Source organism: Aequorivita sp. CRS11 (assembly GCF_059693805.1).
The window spans coordinates 189,196-205,400 of record NZ_JCATIG010000005.1; the positions used below are offsets into that span (position 1 = coordinate 189,196).

Sequence of the window (16,205 nt, forward strand, 5' to 3'; positions counted from 1 at the left end):
ATGGATTATTGGAAGAGAATGAAGCTTGGCTGGCTCAATAACTTTTTTAGGGTTATCAAATTCATTTTGTACCTTTTGGTAAAGGGGATGGGGTCTTTATAATTTCGTAAATACACCCTGCTTTTGCGCATATTGATGCGGTACACAAAATGGGAGTTTACAACCCAGCTGCGATGGATTCTTTGAAAATGGGTAGGCAAGGTTTGATAGGCGCTTTTGAGATTTTGAAAGTTGTGGATAGTGCTGCCGTCCTTCATTATAAATTCACAAGTATCACTTGCTGCCTTTACCAAGACTATATCATCTAGATTGACATAGTGGTAATCGTTATACCATGCAACGCAATAGCTTTTTTGTATGCGCGATGAGTACTTGTAGGCATTAAGGGCTGCGACTACTTCCTCGGTAACGCAAGGAGTAAGAATTACATTTGCAAACCCCGCCTTATAGGCTTCAAATCCCATTTTATGAGAGGATGTAAGACCTATATAGTTGGGAATATGTCCGAGGAAGTGGTTCAGTTTGGCCACAACCTCCATCCAATCCAGAGCGCTGGCGTCAAGATTTACCAGCACCAATTCGGGGGGCGATACCTGAATTGTAGTCCACCTGACATCCTCGGTACCTATAATCTGACTACACCTAAACCCGCCCGCTTCCTCAAAAAGGGGAAGGGCAGCCGCCAAGGCAGGGTCCGGTTTTCCGACAAGGAGATAATTCCGCAAAACATTAGCTTTTGGAATTGCATATTACCGCATTATTTTTTTGCAAGTTGAAGGTTGAACCGTCAATTCTGACGGTTCAACCTTCATTTTTTTTATGCGGCTTTATATAATTTGTGCCTACCAATCAATACTTGCCCCGGTATGGAAACTTATTTACGGCTACTCTCCAGTTTGGAAAGGGAATTAAAGGAACTGCAACCCTTTAATCCATTTGATTGCGAAATTGCGGAAAAGGGAATCAATTTGTGTAGAAATACCTTAGCGTGTATGCGCAAAGGCGTGGTAAAAAAAGGATTTCGGTCCCAGGAAGAGGAATGTCGGTTTTTTAAGACAGTCAAGCCACAGGTTGTGGGTTCGCTAATCTTCTATATGAACTGTATCCATCTAAGCTTAAACCGCCCCACCGTTTCGGCCAAGGAGACCAAAGAATTTTATTCAGGTTATATTGCCTATCTGAGAGGGTATTTTGGGGAACATCGCGAACTTTATCACTACTACATGCGCGGGCATTCCCATCGGGATCTGGAATATTTTACCAGACAAGATTCCGGAGTTCCCGTCTATGCCGATTCCTTGCCCTCCCTCCTCGACGCACAATTTTCCACGGCCAAGGATATGGTGTTTGCCCAAATAATCGGAAACTTGAAAACAATTGAATTGTTGTCGGGACAAATGACATCCAACAAAGAAAAGGCCCTATCTCAGGCCTCCCCCTTAAAATGGACGGGCCAAAAGGTAGATCTGGTGGAGCTGGTCTATGCTCTGCAGGCTTCGGGCCTAGTCAATAACGGCAATGTGGGGATCAAGGACCTTGCCACCGCCCTGGAACAATTGTTTAATGTGGAGGTGGGCGATTACTATAGAATTTTTCTAGAAATACGAATGCGCAAATCCAATCCATCCAAACTCCTCGACCTCCTCAAAACAAGCCTCCACAATCGCATAATTGAAACTGATAGTTAAGGAATTACCTATAAGAAGTATCTTAACTATGAAAGAACAACAGTATAGTTCTTTAAGGGATATCAGTATATTTGTATAACTATATCAGGATTTATTCTTCAACCTGTATAGTTGTTTTAGGACTCTACAAGCCTGAAACCTGAAACCTGAAACCTGAAACCCCATTCCCCGATACCCCATAGCAAAGCCATACCAAAGCCATAGCAAAGTCATTAAAATGTAAGAAAACACTTGTTTTTTCCTACAAAATGCAATTCCTTCCTTTCCCCCTTGGGAACTACTCGGGTAAAATCTCAAGCCTGCCAACCCTCCGGATTGTGTTTCAACGCTTTAATTAACAAGGCTTTTTGTGCATCCATACACATTTTTAAAACCATTCTTTCCCGCATCCCACTTCCAATTTTTCATCTATTTCCGTTCTTAAATCGCTCAAAAATTCCTCATCCATAAAAATTCCAAAAAATTGTAAGCCCTCTTTCCCAGTATTTCCAGCCTTTCCCAATCTTTCTAAAAATAAATCGTACCCCATATACACCCCACTTGTGAATAATCGCTTTTCCCACATCCCATCTTTGCAGCTCACTTTAAATCTTTTTATTATGGCTAAACAAACTGGAATTATCAAGTTAAAAGGTACTATCGATGATATCGCCTTTTACAAAACCACAGACGGTCACCTTGCCCGAGCTAAGGGAGGAGTTGACCGCGACAAGATCCTTCACAGTGCTGCATTTGCACGCACCCGTGAGAACAACTCCGAATTCGGTCGGGCAGGCCAGGGCGGTAAATTAATTCGCACCGCCCTCCGATCCCTGATGCAAAAGGCTAAGGACCGCCGTGTGGTAAGTAGGCTCACCACCCTCTTACTGGCTATCATTAAAACCGATGCCGTAAACTCCCGTGGCAATCGTAACCTTTCGGAAGGCAACCTGGCAATGCTTGAGGACTTCGACTTTAACATTAATGGAAAACTGGGCACCAGCTTCTTCGGCCAGTTCATCCCAAGTTTTGATCGGGTTACGGGCGATGCCACCATTGCCATCGAAGCCTTTACCGCCACTGAGCAAATTGGCGCTCCATCGGGTACTAGCCACTTTAAATTGGCAATGGGCGTCGCTGAGTTGGATTTCCCAAACAAAACCTTTTCTTTCAGCGAGATGCACATGGGTATCCTGCCCTACGACAACTCGGCTGTAGCAGCGGCAAACCTTACCGCTTCGGTAAACCCCAATTCAACCCTGCCGGTAGTAGTCGTTATGGGTATCGAATTTTACCAAGAGGTAAATGGCGAGTACTATTCCCTAAAGAATGGTGCCTTCAACGCCCTGAATGTGGTAAATGTTGACGATGTGTAAATGGAACTTGTCCTAACAAGGGTTTATAAGCGTGGGGGTACCAATGGTACCCTCACCTTAAACGGACACTTCGTCTGCTTTACCATTGAGCTTCCTTGGAAAGAGAACAAACAAAATAGTTCCTGCATCCCGGAAGGCAACTACGAACTGAGGTCCCGAACCTCCACCAAATTCCATAACCACTTGGAAATCTTGGACGTGCCAAACAGAAGTTATATCCTAATCCATCCCGCAAACAATGCCATCACCCAACTGCGTGGCTGTATTGCCCCGGTCAACCTGTTAACGGGTATTGGTACGGGTATCAACTCTAAACTGGCCCTACAGAAACTCCTCTCCCTATACCATCAGGCTAGGGATAAAAATGAAAAAGTAATCCTTAACATTAATTCAAATCGGTATGAATATCTTAAACAGATACAAAAGTCCTACTCCTAAGTTCTTTCGAACCCTGCGCAATGTGGGCCTCGGCTTGGCAACGGCCGGCGGCACCCTGCTCGCGGCGCCTGTAGCCCTTCCGGCCTGGCTGCTTTCCGCCGCTACCTACGTAGTGGTCGCTGGCACAGTGGCCACGGCTGTAAGTCAGGCAACGGTTCAGGGTGAGGATCCTGAGCCCCCACAAGCGCCTAATGGTGGCCTCTAAGGAGATTCCCTTTATAGCCGGCACCATTGGAGGTTTTTTGGCTTCTACGCTCCCCAATATAGGTTCCCAACAACTTATCACAACCTGTATCTTGGCGATTATAGGGGCAATAGTTAGTTTCTTTACAACCCTCCTCTTACGTAAAATTGTAGCTGTGTCAACCACATATTTCTCCACAATTAGAAGATGGTTTAAGAAATTATAACCCTCCTAAATATCAAAACCGTTAGGAATCTTATATCCTAACGGTTTTTTTTAGTATGTCCTTGCACTTTGTAGCCTTAGTTGCCCTAGCTTTTTGGGCTGTGGTTAAATCCCAGATCGAGATTACCGAAGAAAAGCTTTTCCTAAACCTGCATAGGGTCTTTCAATAAACTATAAACTAGGCTGAAGTGGAGAGGCTTTTTTTGTTTTTGGAATACTAAGGCTGATTAGATTTCTTTCCATAGCAGATATTTTTAGTATTTTCTTATATTTAAGTTCTTAATTTAAAGCCTATTGTATGGCACAAGTATATTTTGCGGAAATTAGATCCTATCAATTGAATATTGGTAGAAGTTCTCCTGGATCAGGAGATTTTGGCCACTCATGGCAACGCTATATAAAGCTGAACTTAAATCCAGGAAGGTTTGGGGATGGCGTAACCACGGCAGAATTGAATTTTTTTGAAGATCCGGCACATATTCCCAATTATGAGAATGGTGTTCGTTCCAGTAGGGGAATTAAAATATTAATTCCATTAAATGATTTTCACGACCTGTATGATGTACTTAGATCCGAAAAACCTTTGAGTTTCTTATGGCAACAAATGGAATCTGGTTCAACCGCGACGCGTATTAATTCCTGGAGGCTCACAACCTCAAGCGAACCTTTAGCAGAAGGAGATTCTGAACTATAATTACATCATTATAGTTAAATAGACCAATGAAAAGCTTTTTCTAAAGCCTGCACTGAGTCTTTCAATAGACTCAAGATAAACTAGGCTGAAGAGAAGGGGCTTTTTTTGGTGTTTCTTTTCTCAACTGAATTTGAGAAAAGTAAGAACTAACCCATATTTACTTATTTTGCTTAAAATCTATCTACTGTGAATTTGGTTGGATGGGGAATAATTATATTTTTGATACTTCTAACTAACCGTTTAATGAGCCGATTGCTTCTTGCTTTCTTTTTAACCTTACTTTCTGTCTCCTGTTCTAAAAAGGAGGACTATAAAAACAGTTCACGTGCCACAGGCTGGAAAATGATTGGCCGAATGGGCGGTTTTGCAAAAGATTATAATAAAAAAACCAAGGAGCAGGAAACAGGCCCCGGCCTGGTTTTTATTGAGGGTGGTACTTTTACGATGGGCCGTATCCAGGATGATCCCATTGGTGATTGGAACAATACCCCAAATCAGCAGCATGTTATGTCTTTTTATATTGATGAAGCCGAAGTTACTAATCTGATGTATGCAGAATACCTAGATTGGATAAAACGGGTATTCCCACCCCATGAAGAGAATTATAGCCATATTTATTCCAGTGCAGTGCCAGACACCTTAGTCTGGAGAAACTCCCTCGGTTTTAATGAAGCTATGGTGAAAAATTATCTACACCACCCCGCCTTTTCGGAATATCCAGTGGTGGGGGTTAGTTGGTTACAAGCGCTTAATTTTTGCAAATGGCGTACCGACAGGGTTAATGAAAAGTTATTGGAAGATGCAGATTTTACGGCACTTAATGCTAGATACAATGTAAAGGCCAATGAAATATTTTCAACAGAAACCTATATCAAAGCCCCTACCTTAGCATATGGAGGTAATGATTCCATCTTAAATGGCGGTAAACGTTCCAGTCGTCTTGTAGAACTTAAAAAAGATAGTACAATTCTGGGTGCTAAACATACCGATTTATATATGCAGCGCCGTGATGGGATCTTCCTTCCAGAGTACCGCCTACCCACTGAAGCTGAATGGGAATATGCTGCCTTGGGGCTCGACGGAATTAGGGAATATAATATTCACAAAGGACGAAAAAAGTATCCTTGGAACGGACAATACACTCGCTCCGGAAAACGTAAATCGCGTGGCGACCAATTGGCAAACTTTAAACAAGGAGATGGCGATTACGGTGGAATAGCCGGTTGGAGCGATGACAATGCCGATATTACTGCCCAAGTAAAAAGCTATCCCCCAAATGACTACGGGCTATATGATATGGCAGGCAATGTGGCAGAATGGGTAGCCGATGTTTACAGACCCATTGTGGAAGATGATTATAACGACTTCAACTATTATCGTGGAAATGTTTACACCAAAGACTCCCGAAACCCCGATGGCACTTTTAACGTCGTCACCATAGATTCCATAATTTATGACACCCTGCCCACCGGCAAACTCATTCCAAAGCAACTTCCGGGTGAACTCATTCAAGTTCCCGTAGATGAATGGGAAACCTATCTCCGCATTAATTTTTCTGAAAGTGATAACAGAAATTTTATGGACGGCGATCAAAGGTCAAAACTGTATAATGCCAAAAACCAATCTTCCACCGATTATCCGATGTACAACGCGCCGATCCATAAGGTCTTTGTGGATAGCACAGGCAAAATACATCGTGAATATGATAAAAGTTCCAATAGAACTACATTGATAAATGATGAGGTCCGCGTTTATAAAGGCGGTTCGTGGCGCGATAGGGATTATTGGCTGGACCCAGCCCAAAGACGTTTTTTGCCTCAATACATGGCTGCAGACTATATTGGCTTTAGGTGCGCTATGTCCAGGGTGGGTTCTAAGACCAATAAGAAAAAACGACCGCGCCGATAATTTTTTACTAACAAGGGTAGGGTATTTTCGAAGATAATTGTTCAATATATAAATACCGAAAAAACAATCTTTTTTTAGTATATTTATAATAACCATTAATACATTTTTTATGAAACGTAGGAATTTTATAAAGAAATCGGGACAGGCTCTGCTTGCCGTTTCAACTATTTCCATTACAGGAGCTATTATTTCTTCTTGTTCTTCCGATGATTCGGATGACTTTTTTGATGATGGCTACTATGATAATGGGTATTACGGTGACGGTTATTACGACGATGGTTATTATGATGACGGTTACTACGATGATGGTTACTATGATGATGGTTACTACGATGATGGTTACTACGATGATGGTTATTATGATGATGGCTACTACGACGACGGCTACTATGGCGATGCCCAAGTAATTCGCGATATTTTAATTGCAACAAACTGGAAAGTTGCCAGCTATATAGATAGCGGAGACGACGAAACATCAGATTACAATGGCTATACCGTTGATTTTAAAGTTAACGACCAAGTAACTGCCACTAACGGAAGCAATACCAATAACGGAAGCTGGTCTGTTAACGGTTCGGGAACTGAACTAAACTTAAACTTTAACGGCTCTCCTTTTGATGAATTCAATGATGGGTGGGACATTATAAGCGTAATGCCTACAAGAATTGAGCTGCGCGATGTAAGTGGAGGCGGCGGTGGAACCGACATTTTAATTTTTGAAAAAGCATAGTCTGTTTGTTAGTGTTTTTTTAAATTGATTGGACATTTCTTTGAATTCTATCAGAAATGTCCAATCTTATTTAAACCCTCCTTTATTTTGAAAAAAATCCTATTTCTTCACGATACATTATTGGAAACACCACGCGGTGCCGAACTTACCATTAAGGAATTGATGGCGCTGGGGGAAAGAAAAGGGTATTCCGTTTCAGTGGATTTTCTTAAGAATTTTGAAGCAACAAAATCCAAAATTTCAAAAACAGATTTAGTAGTTTTAAACAGTACCTCCCGCTGTCATTTTGAGCTGGATTTAGTGCGATATCTTCTTTCCCAACAAGTTCCGTACATTAAGGTTGAATATGATTATAATTTCTGTGTACGCCGAAATATTCTCTGTACAGTGGATTATAACATCCGTAATTGCTGCAATCCCGATAAATTTCACCTTTTCAGAAAGCTGTTTTCCGGCGCAGCCCTAAATGTTTTTCAATCCCCAAAACATTATCAATCACATTTCGACTTTTATGGTGAGGCAGTAGCAAATCACTTGATCATGCCGCCTACCGTCGATGTTTGTAAACTAAAGCCTTCCGAAGAAAAAGATGAAGAAACCATTCCTTTTTTTGGCGACCTCAACTTTTTAAAAGGCGGCCATGACTATGTTACCTATGCCGAAGAACATCCAAACCTAAACTTTAAGGTTTTCGGAAAAAACCGTTTGCGTCGTGAAATGCCAAAGAACATGACTTTTCATGACCCAATTTCAAATGCGGAAGTACTTGAAATTCTTGGAAAAACAAAGCAGTTTATTTGTAAGCCTGTATGGCCAGAACCTTCGGGAAGACTTGCCGCAGAAGCATTTCTTTCAGGTTGTGAAATTCTTTCAAACGATAGAATAGGAACTTTTTCTTTTGATTTTTATCCTGATGATTTTGAAAAGGCTATTGCCGAAATGCTGCAGGCACCCGAAAACTTTTGGGCTGCAGTCTCTGAAATACTGAACAATTCAGAAAAAACCCAAACCCCAAAACTCAAAAAAGTGTTGGTGTATAAAAGCTATGGGGGCCTCGGCGATATTTTCTTTGCCATCCCTGCAATCTACAAACTTGCCAAGGTTTCGGAAGAGCTTCATTTTGCGGTAGCGCCAAGGCTTGTAGATTTTTTTGCCAAACACTTAAAAGGCATTGAAGTAGTGAGTGAACCTGATGCTAGAAACAGCGAATCCACCTATAATAATGTTTATGAACTGGGCAACTATCCTGCTTTCCGCGGCTACGATTTGCCTCACGCACTAAAATATCCAACCCATAAAAAAGTAAAACAGCACGCAATCCAGCATTATATAGACACGGTTTCAAAACTTCATATTGATATTGACAATCATTTGGAAAGCTATCCCTATTTTGAAAGTGATAAGAACTTGAACAATCCGTATTTTGTTATTCATCACGGAGCAGGATTTTTGTTAAAAATATGGCCAACTGAAAAGTATGCAAGGTTGATTGAAATGTTGGCGGAAATCTTTCCAAATCTAGATTGCAAAATTATTATGGGCCCCGACGATCCTGATATTGCACAATATTTCACTAAACCCATGCCTCATATAAAGTTCATCACTGGTGGAATGGTTGAGGTGGGCGAGACAATGGCAGGAGCAATGTTCCATATTGGCAATGATGCAGGAATAACGCACGTGGCAGGAGCTTTCAATGTGCCCACTGTGGGAATCTATGGCCCCACCGGTCCTGGAAGTTGGGGAAGTTTTGCACAACATAACCACCTTATTTGGGGTAAAAAGGGCGTGTGCAACCTAAAGTGCAATTATGATGTTATCTTAAATTGTGGCCATAGAATCTGTTTGACCTCTGTTACTGACAATAGGGTGTTAGAAGCGCTTTACATGGTTCTACAGCAAGCATACCCCAATAATGATGTTAAGCTTATTCCAAATCCACAGGCTGCTATGGAGTTTGGAAAAAAGGATTGCCTTATTAAATTGGGAGAAAACGAATTGCTATTGGAGTACCATAGTTCAGAAATGAAAACCGAGGTAGAGAAGTTGCTTTCAAACCAGACTTTGGAGACGCCATTGAGTGGAGATCTGAAATTGGTGGCAGATGTTTTAATACAACAAAAAATTATTTTTAAAGTTCCCACATTCAATTAAAATTGTTTTTTTTCAAGAGGGCTTTTACTATCTTCACGAGCCAAATTAAAAAGAATGATTTCAGACATTATAAAGAACCGCCGGGCGGTTTTTCCTGCACAATATAACGGACAACCAGTCACCAAAGAAGAAATTTTAACCATACTTGAAAGTGCAAATTGGGCACCCACCCACAAACGTACAGAGCCTTGGCGATTTAAGGTTTTTCACGGTGTATCTCAAGTTGCTTTGGGAAAATTTCTTGCCGAAACCTACAAACAAACCACAGAAAACTTTTCAGAATTTACATATAATAAATTTATGGACAATCCCGTGAAAGCGGGCTGTGTAATAGCTATCTGTATGCAGCGCGACCCAAAGGCAAGCATTCCAGAATGGGAAGAAATTGCAGCTACAGCTATGGCGGTGCAAAACATGTGGCTTACGGCACACGAAATGAAGATTGGCGCTTATTGGGCTTCTCCGGGAATTCTAAAATATATGGACAAATTTATCCAACTACAAGAAGGAGAACAATGCCTCGGTTTTTTCTACTTAGGCAAATACGATGGAGATTTGCCTGAAGGTGTCCGCAATAGCAATATTGAGGATAAAACTGTTTGGATGTAAAATCCACTTCTAAAAATAAAAAACCTCACAGGAAATATAAGCTGCGAGGTTTTTTTTAATAATTAACAACTAAAAAGTTAGTTTAAACTATTTATTTAGTTATATTTGAAATATCAAACTGTACCAAAATGAAACAATTAACAAAAGCAGAAGAAGACATTATGCAAATTCTTTGGGATCTGGAAGAAGCAAATGTAGCTTCAATTATAGAACAATTGCCCGAGCCAAAGCCTGCCTACAACACGGTTTCTACCATTGTTCGAATTCTTGAGAGCAAGGATTTTGTTGATTATAGAAAGGAAGGAAGGGGCCATGTTTATTTTCCAAAGGTGAAGAAAACAGAATATAGCAACCAATCCTTAAACAAACTTATGGATGGTTATTTTCAAGGTTCCTTTAAAAGTATGGTATCTTTTTTTATGAAGAAAAACGATATAAGCATTCACGAAATGGAGGCTATTATGGAAGAAATTAATTCTGAAAAGACTGAAAAATGATACATTCACTCATACAAATACTCGTTTTTCAAATACTGTTTCTGGCAGTATATGAAGCCTTTTTGAAGAAAGAAACTTTTTTCAATCTAAATAGAATCTATTTGTTGCTTACCCCAATTTTGGGTACGGTATTGCCCTTTATTAGTATTGACTTCATTCAAAAAAGCATTCCGCAGGAATACATAGTTCAGTTGCCGGCAGTTGTTGTTGGTGGTACTATTTCTGAAGCAATTCCAAGTGCGTCTTCGCTTTGGTTTCCAAGCTTGTTGGATCTTTGGCTTTTGGGAATCGGGCTAAGTGCAGTATTTTTCTTTTGGAAATTCTTCAAAATCGCAAAACTGTATTTCTCGGGAACCACAGCATATTCTGATGGGTTTAAACTTAAAATCCTTCCCAAGACAGAGGTGGCTTTCTCTTTTTTCAACACTATATTTTTGGGTGAAAACATTTCCGAAGAAAACAGTAGCAATATTATTGCCCACGAAAAAATACATATTCAACAAAAACATTCGTTGGACTTACTTTTCTTTGAAACACTCCGCATCGTCTTTTGGTTCAATCCGCTTGTCTATTTATTCCAAAACAGAATGGCAACCCTGCACGAGTTTATTGCCGATGAAAAGGTTACTGCCAAAAAAGACAAAAAGCAATACTATCAAAACCTTCTTTCTGAAGTGTTCCAAACCGAAAAAATTTCATTCATCAATACATTTTTCAATCAATCATTAATCAAAAAACGAATCAGTATGTTACAAAAATCAAAATCAAGAAAAACAGCGCAGCTAAAGTATTTATTACTATTGCCAGCAATTTGCACTATGTTAATCTACACTGCCTGCAGCAACGACCCTAAAGCAGAGGAAACACAGATCGTCCAGCAGTCAGACTCTGAAGTGATGAACAAAATAAACGAATTGGCCGAAGCCATCATGAAAAAGGGCGAAATGACTCCCGAAGAAGAAAAAGCGCTAAAATTACTTACCACGGAAGCACAACCGGGCGACAAAGTTTATACCTCTGTGCAAGAATATTTGGATGAAACCGATGAAGACGGAGATATGTCCGTTGCTTTTACTGAAATAGAAAGAGTACCAACCTATCCGGGTTGTGAAGGTGGCAATGAAGCTTTGAAGCAGTGTTTCACACAACGTATTAGTGGGTTTGTGGGGGAAAATTTCAACACAAAACTCGGGAACGATTTGGGTCTCACGGGCAGACAACGTATTGTTGTTCAATTTAAAATTGACAAAGCGGGAAACATTGTTGACGTAAAAGCAAAAGCTCCAAAGCCAGAACTCGAAGCCGAGGCCATTCGCATTATTAAAAAGCTTCCGCAAATGCAACCAGGTGAGCAAAAGGGCAAAAAGGTGAACGTAATCTATTCTTTGCCGATTGTTTTTGAAGTGAAATAAATTTTTAGCCACATCTTTTTAATAGCCGAAGAATTTCTTCGGCTATTATTTTTTTGAAATAACAGCAGCCACCAACCCAGTAAGTTTCAATAAATTTGTACTTTTCAAAGTAGAATTTATTTCTGAAATGATAAAGCGCTTCCATTTGGTTTTTATACTACTGCTGGTAACTTCCTGCCAGTTTTTTGAGACCGAAAAAGTTTCTTCCGAAGAAATTTACAAAGAAGAGATTAAAACCATTGATTGGAAAGACGTAGATCGGTATCCTTCTTTTTCCAACTGTGAGAACATTTTGGAAAAACCCGAACAGAAAGACTGTTTTATAAACACTATCAATTCACATTTGTACCAATCCATAAGCCATGATGAGATGGTTGCCGTGCGGGAAGTTTATGATACGATAAAAGTAAATTTTGAAGTAAGCAGCAATGGCCAACTTTCCATCCTCAAAATAAAAATGGACACCTTGTTGCAAAAGGAATTCCCAGATCTGGAAATGTGGATTTTACAAAGTATTGATTCATTGAAGCCTGTGGCTCCCGCCTATAAACGAGGAATTCCTGTAAAGACCCAATTCACCTTACCAGTCATCATTAAAACAAATTGATTACAGGTTGAATTTATAACCGAGTGTAAAATCAATTGGAAACTCACCATTGCTATCCACGCTTAAACCCACAATATCGTTGTAATTAAAGGTAATGTAACCGTTGCCAACTTTATAATCTGCGCCCAAACCAAAAGTAATTGGAGCGCTAAAATCGCTGCCTGAAGTTTTTTCAGTATATGTTATATTAGGAAAAACATCGGGTGCCAAAATATATGTTTGTTCCCTTTTTGAAAAAGTGAGCGCCGCAAATTTGGTATTTATAAAAGCATCGAACTTTGGGCTTTTTACAAATTTGAAACGGTAATTCAATGACAATTGCGAAGCTGAATATTTGTATTCGCTGCTTTCAAAAGTTTGCTTGAACCGGAATACGATAGAATGTCTTCGCAACTTAACATTATCAATCAATTCTAAATCTATTCCAGCAATAGGCTGCAATTCGTTTGTAGGGTTTTCTGTGTAAACACTATTTCCCACACCAGCAAAAGCTCCAAGTCGAAATTGTAGATCTATGGATTTTTCGGTTTCGCTAAAGTTGGGATCCTTCTTTTTGTTGTACGTAACAAAAAAAGCATGTAAACTTGGCAATGTCAGCTTCACTTTTTCAGTTGAAACAGCAGCATCACTAGTTTGTTGCTGCAAGGTGTTTTTGTATTCCTCTTGGTAATCGCCGTCTTGTTTTGTGTTTTTCAGTTCAACAATATCATTTCCTTTTTTTGAAAAATAACGGTATTCACCATCGATGGTGTTCCAAAGTAAAGTCAGTGCGCCTTCAACTTCAGTATTCAAGTTGTAAGTTTGGCCTTCCACGGTATATTGCTGTTGAGCCTGCAGCGTTCCTGCAGAAAGTATAAAAAACAAAGCGAAAAGGGGGATTAGCGATTTCATAAGGGCGTGTTTTTAAAGGTACGGCTAAGGTAAAAAATTAAATCAATTTATCATTGCTTTTCGAAGCTTCGCCCTTTCCAGGAATAGTTTCCGCGGAAACTTCCAAATACTACTGCCAAAACGATAATTGCATACACAAATGGTTGCCACAAAAATTTCCAAAGTAGAATTTCTTCTCCAAAAAATAGTGCCGCTTGCCTCACAATAATATAATCCGTGATTATTTTAAAAAAAAGAAAAGAAGTGTAGAGGAGTATATATTCAGAATGGAAAACCATAAAAAATGGAATTATTAAAATTGAAATGTTTACCAAAAAAACCAATATTCCCAAAAGTAGGGAAGTTGTGTTTTCCTGTTTCGAAGTTTTCGAAGCCCAGCGGATTCGCTGGTTTATAACATTTTTAACTGTTTGCTTAGGTTTTGTGAAAACAATTGCCTCCTTCGATTTTAAGAACTGAACCTGCTCCCGAAAGGCTTTTTTCATCTTTTCCAACAGAAAAATATCGTCGCCACTTGCAATATGGTCATTTCCCAAAAAACCGTTTACTTTTAGAAAATCCTCCTTTTTATAAGCCAAATTTGCCCCATTACTGAGCAATGGATTGTTCAGTCCAAAACTGCCTATGGTCACGGCCTGCAGACTCAAACCATCCAATTGCTGAAAATTTTCGAGACCGTTTCCTTTGCTTTTATAAATAACGGGGCCACAGACCATAGCACAATCGTTTTTCTGAATGTAACTATCAAAAACGTTAAGCCAGTTTTTTGGAAGCTCACAATCTGCATCGGTAGTAACGATCCATTGAAAGTTTGAGTTTTTGATCGCTTCGGTAATAGCGTCTTTTTTTGGCGAATTGGAAATGCGTTTATTTTCAATGACTTTTATTGAAAACTTGCTTTTTTCAATTGCCGAAGTAATGATTGCTTCGGAATTATCTTCAGATGCATCATTCACAAAAATGATTTCAAACAATTCCGAAGGGTAATTCAATTCGGCAATTGTTTTCAAAAGATTCGGAAGGTTTTCCGCCTCATTTCTGAAAGGGATTATCACACTGAAACAAGTTTCGGGATGCTTTGTTTCAGAAGAAAAAAGAGACACTTTTTGAAAACCGAAAACCAAAGCCATCATACAAATAAAATATACTGCAAAAAGTAAAATTAAGGCCCAAATCATCGTGTAGCGGGTTGGTAGGTAAGCACGAAAAAACTACCCAAAAGTGAGGGAAGTACAAAATTGAAAAGCCACATGGCGAGGACCGTTGATAGAACAATCAATTCTGGAACGCCAGCAAACGAAAACAGCCAAACCGCCACGCTACCGCGGATTACCACATCAAAAATAAAAAGTGTGGGAAAGATGGAAACCAAAAAATACATCGCAAAAATTAATGGAATAGCTTCGGAAAAAGGAATTTTCCCTCCAAAAAAGACTAAAATTCCATAAAACATTCCACTGAATATTGCATAGCGGAATGCTGAAAAAAGTACTGTTTTAAACTTTATTTGAAACGGAATCTTTTTGAAAAATTGAATCACTTTGACAATTGAAAAGCCTTTTAACAAAAGTTCTTTTTCCTTGAAATAATAACCGATTGCAAAGAGCAAAATAACCCCAATTCCAAAATAGCAAATCATCGTGACCGAATAGTAGATGTTGAAATTTGGCAATAAATAAAGGAGGCCAAAAAAACCAAAAAAACTTGTGACAAACATTTGCGCCATTCCCGAAATGAAGTTGAGCATCAATATTTTTTTTCGCTTTCTGTTTTCAAAAAAAAGTGCCTTCGCGCCGTATTCGCCAATGCGGTTGGGGGTTGCCAAAGAGACCGTGAGAGAGGCTAAACTTTGTTTTAGCGCAGTTTTGAAATTTATTTTTTCAAAAGCGGAAACCAAGGTTTGCCATTTCAGGATTTCAAAAAACCAATTGGCGGCTGCTAAAAAACAAAAAAACAATAATGAATATTTTGCAATACTTCCTTTGGAAAAAATAGTGGTCGTAAACTCTCTAAATCCCAATGAAGTATTGTTTTTCAGTTTGTAAAAAATATACCCGAATGTTATAGCAATCACCAAAACTTTGGCGACGGCAAGCAGATATTGTTTAGCTTTGTGGGGTACGGCAATCATTGTGCTAAAATACAAATTACTGTCTTCGCAAGGGTTTATAAATGGAAAGTAAAACTGAAAAAATCATCTTAGGAATTGACCCCGGAACTACGATTATGGGTTTCGGCCTCATAAAAGTAGTGGGCAAACAGATGCAATTCATCCAATTGAATGAGTTGCAACTCAAAAAGTATGATGACCATTATCTAAAACTGAAACTCATTTTTGAACGTACGGTGGAACTTATAGATACACATCATCCTGACGAAATTGCAATTGAAGCTCCGTTCTTTGGGAAGAACGTGCAATCCATGCTTAAACTTGGAAGGGCACAGGGCGTGGCAATGGCGGCGGGGCTTTCACGACAAATTCCCATCACCGAATATTCGCCGAAAAAGATAAAAATGGCCATTACCGGCAACGGAAACGCCAGTAAGGAACAAGTGGCAAAAATGCTCCAAAGTCTTTTGCAGTTGAAAGAACTTCCAAAAAATTTGGACAGTACCGATGGTTTGGCGGCGGCCGTGTGCCATTTCTATAACTCCGGCAAAGTTGAGGTTGGAAAAAGCTACACGGGTTGGGAGGCTTTTGTGAAACAGAATAGCCCCCCGACCCCCAAAGGGGGAGTTTTATCCGTAAATTTGAGGAGTAAAAAAAAGTCAAATAACTAACGAGTTAAGAACATAAGAATTTGCCCTCCAGT

The 16,205-nt window shown here is 39.7% G+C and carries 17 protein-coding genes; 12 read left to right on the top strand and 5 right to left on the bottom strand.

Going from position 1 to position 16,205, the window contains the following annotated elements; genetic code table 11:
* Positions 1-5 precede the first annotated feature (5 nt).
* Entirely contained in the window at positions 6-725 is a 720-nt protein-coding gene (locus AC58DT_RS11705) for a LytTR family transcriptional regulator DNA-binding domain-containing protein (protein WP_497217002.1), read from the bottom strand.
* A gap of 141 nt (positions 726-866) precedes the next feature.
* On the opposite strand from AC58DT_RS11705, the gene AC58DT_RS11710 reads away from it, so the two are divergent.
* The gene (locus AC58DT_RS11710) at positions 867-1,688 is read left to right on the top strand and encodes an RteC domain-containing protein (protein WP_497217003.1); all 822 of its coding nucleotides are present in this window, start codon (positions 867-869) and stop codon (positions 1,686-1,688) included.
* Between the two features lie 367 nt (positions 1,689-2,055).
* Here AC58DT_RS11710 and AC58DT_RS11715 read toward each other — a convergent pair whose 3' ends face one another.
* Entirely contained in the window at positions 2,056-2,271 is a 216-nt protein-coding gene (locus AC58DT_RS11715; RefSeq protein WP_497217004.1) for a hypothetical protein, read from the bottom strand.
* 232 nt (positions 2,272-2,503) lie between these two features.
* Here AC58DT_RS11715 and AC58DT_RS11720 point away from each other — a divergent pair, with 232 nt between their 5' ends.
* The 10 genes from AC58DT_RS11720 to AC58DT_RS11765 all read left to right on the top strand — a co-directional run bounded on the left by AC58DT_RS11720 (position 2,504) and on the right by AC58DT_RS11765 (position 12,501).
* Entirely contained in the window at positions 2,504-3,043 is a 540-nt protein-coding gene (locus AC58DT_RS11720) for a hypothetical protein (protein WP_497217005.1), read from the top strand.
* The gene (locus AC58DT_RS11725; RefSeq protein ID WP_497217006.1) at positions 3,044-3,481 is read left to right on the top strand and encodes a DUF5675 family protein; all 438 of its coding nucleotides are present in this window, start codon (positions 3,044-3,046) and stop codon (positions 3,479-3,481) included.
* 707 nt (positions 3,482-4,188) lie between these two features.
* Positions 4,189-4,584 (top strand): hypothetical protein, encoded by a 396-nt coding sequence (locus AC58DT_RS11730; protein ID WP_497217007.1) that lies wholly within the window; start codon positions 4,189-4,191, stop codon positions 4,582-4,584.
* Between the two features lie 243 nt (positions 4,585-4,827).
* Positions 4,828-6,492, top strand: coding sequence for a gliding motility lipoprotein GldJ (gene gldJ, locus AC58DT_RS11735; protein ID WP_497217008.1), 1,665 nt, complete (start codon positions 4,828-4,830; stop codon positions 6,490-6,492).
* Positions 6,493-6,601: 109 nt separating this feature from the next.
* Positions 6,602-7,222, top strand: a complete 621-nt coding sequence (locus AC58DT_RS11740; protein ID WP_497217009.1) for a hypothetical protein — start codon at positions 6,602-6,604, stop codon at positions 7,220-7,222.
* Between the two features lie 87 nt (positions 7,223-7,309).
* Complete coding sequence (locus tag AC58DT_RS11745) at positions 7,310-9,376, top strand: glycosyltransferase family 9 protein (protein ID WP_497217010.1); 2,067 nt, start codon at positions 7,310-7,312, stop codon at positions 9,374-9,376.
* Between the two features lie 54 nt (positions 9,377-9,430).
* Positions 9,431-9,985, top strand: a complete 555-nt coding sequence (locus AC58DT_RS11750; RefSeq protein ID WP_497217011.1) for a nitroreductase family protein — start codon at positions 9,431-9,433, stop codon at positions 9,983-9,985.
* 128 nt (positions 9,986-10,113) lie between these two features.
* Entirely contained in the window at positions 10,114-10,482 is a 369-nt protein-coding gene (locus AC58DT_RS11755; protein ID WP_497217012.1) for a BlaI/MecI/CopY family transcriptional regulator, read from the top strand.
* Positions 10,479-11,894, top strand: a complete 1,416-nt coding sequence (locus AC58DT_RS11760; RefSeq protein WP_497217013.1) for a M56 family metallopeptidase — start codon at positions 10,479-10,481, stop codon at positions 11,892-11,894. The genes AC58DT_RS11755 and AC58DT_RS11760 overlap by 4 nt, the downstream gene beginning before the upstream one ends.
* A gap of 127 nt (positions 11,895-12,021) precedes the next feature.
* Positions 12,022-12,501 carry a hypothetical protein gene (locus AC58DT_RS11765; RefSeq protein WP_497217014.1) on the top strand — a complete coding sequence of 160 codons (480 nt, stop codon included), beginning with the start codon at positions 12,022-12,024 and terminating at the stop codon, positions 12,499-12,501.
* Here the strand turns inward: AC58DT_RS11765 and AC58DT_RS11770 are convergent, their stop codons facing one another.
* From AC58DT_RS11770 to AC58DT_RS11780, 3 genes are read right to left on the bottom strand one after another with little or no spacing between them, the layout of a single operon-like run.
* A complete protein-coding gene (locus AC58DT_RS11770) occupies positions 12,502-13,392 on the bottom strand; it encodes a hypothetical protein (protein ID WP_497217015.1) in 891 nt (296 codons plus the stop codon).
* A gap of 50 nt (positions 13,393-13,442) precedes the next feature.
* Positions 13,443-14,570: a glycosyltransferase family 2 protein gene (locus AC58DT_RS11775; protein WP_497217016.1), complete on the bottom strand. Its 1,128-nt coding sequence runs from the start codon at positions 14,568-14,570 to the stop codon at positions 13,443-13,445.
* The gene (locus AC58DT_RS11780; protein WP_497217017.1) at positions 14,567-15,523 is read right to left on the bottom strand and encodes a hypothetical protein; all 957 of its coding nucleotides are present in this window, start codon (positions 15,521-15,523) and stop codon (positions 14,567-14,569) included. Before AC58DT_RS11780 ends, AC58DT_RS11775 begins: the two co-directional genes overlap by 4 nt.
* A 41-nt stretch (positions 15,524-15,564) precedes the next feature.
* On the opposite strand from AC58DT_RS11780, the gene ruvC reads away from it, so the two are divergent.
* Positions 15,565-16,173 (top strand): crossover junction endodeoxyribonuclease RuvC, encoded by a 609-nt coding sequence (gene ruvC, locus AC58DT_RS11785; protein ID WP_497217018.1) that lies wholly within the window; start codon positions 15,565-15,567, stop codon positions 16,171-16,173.
* Positions 16,174-16,205: the final 32 nt, after the last annotated feature.

Excerpts from the sequence above, each read along its gene's own strand:
- AC58DT_RS11725 (WP_497217006.1), top strand. The coding sequence starts at position 3,044 with ATGGAACTTGTCCTAACAAGGGTTTATAAGCGTGGGGGTACCAATGGT.
- gldJ (WP_497217008.1), top strand. The coding sequence starts at position 4,828 with ATGAGCCGATTGCTTCTTGCTTTCTTTTTAACCTTACTTTCTGTCTCC.
- AC58DT_RS11755 (WP_497217012.1), top strand. The coding sequence starts at position 10,114 with ATGAAACAATTAACAAAAGCAGAAGAAGACATTATGCAAATTCTTTGG.
- AC58DT_RS11730 (WP_497217007.1), top strand. The coding sequence starts at position 4,189 with ATGGCACAAGTATATTTTGCGGAAATTAGATCCTATCAATTGAATATT.
- AC58DT_RS11710 (WP_497217003.1), top strand. The coding sequence starts at position 867 with ATGGAAACTTATTTACGGCTACTCTCCAGTTTGGAAAGGGAATTAAAG.
- AC58DT_RS11720 (WP_497217005.1), top strand. The coding sequence starts at position 2,504 with ATGCAAAAGGCTAAGGACCGCCGTGTGGTAAGTAGGCTCACCACCCTC.
- ruvC (WP_497217018.1), top strand. The coding sequence starts at position 15,565 with ATGGAAAGTAAAACTGAAAAAATCATCTTAGGAATTGACCCCGGAACT.
- AC58DT_RS11760 (WP_497217013.1), top strand. The coding sequence starts at position 10,479 with ATGATACATTCACTCATACAAATACTCGTTTTTCAAATACTGTTTCTG.
- AC58DT_RS11780 (WP_497217017.1), bottom strand. The coding sequence starts at position 15,523 with ATGATTGCCGTACCCCACAAAGCTAAACAATATCTGCTTGCCGTCGCC.
- AC58DT_RS11740 (WP_497217009.1), top strand. The coding sequence starts at position 6,602 with ATGAAACGTAGGAATTTTATAAAGAAATCGGGACAGGCTCTGCTTGCC.
- AC58DT_RS11765 (WP_497217014.1), top strand. The coding sequence starts at position 12,022 with ATGATAAAGCGCTTCCATTTGGTTTTTATACTACTGCTGGTAACTTCC.
- AC58DT_RS11770 (WP_497217015.1), bottom strand. The coding sequence starts at position 13,392 with ATGAAATCGCTAATCCCCCTTTTCGCTTTGTTTTTTATACTTTCTGCA.
- AC58DT_RS11775 (WP_497217016.1), bottom strand. The coding sequence starts at position 14,570 with ATGATTTGGGCCTTAATTTTACTTTTTGCAGTATATTTTATTTGTATG.
- AC58DT_RS11750 (WP_497217011.1), top strand. The coding sequence starts at position 9,431 with ATGATTTCAGACATTATAAAGAACCGCCGGGCGGTTTTTCCTGCACAA.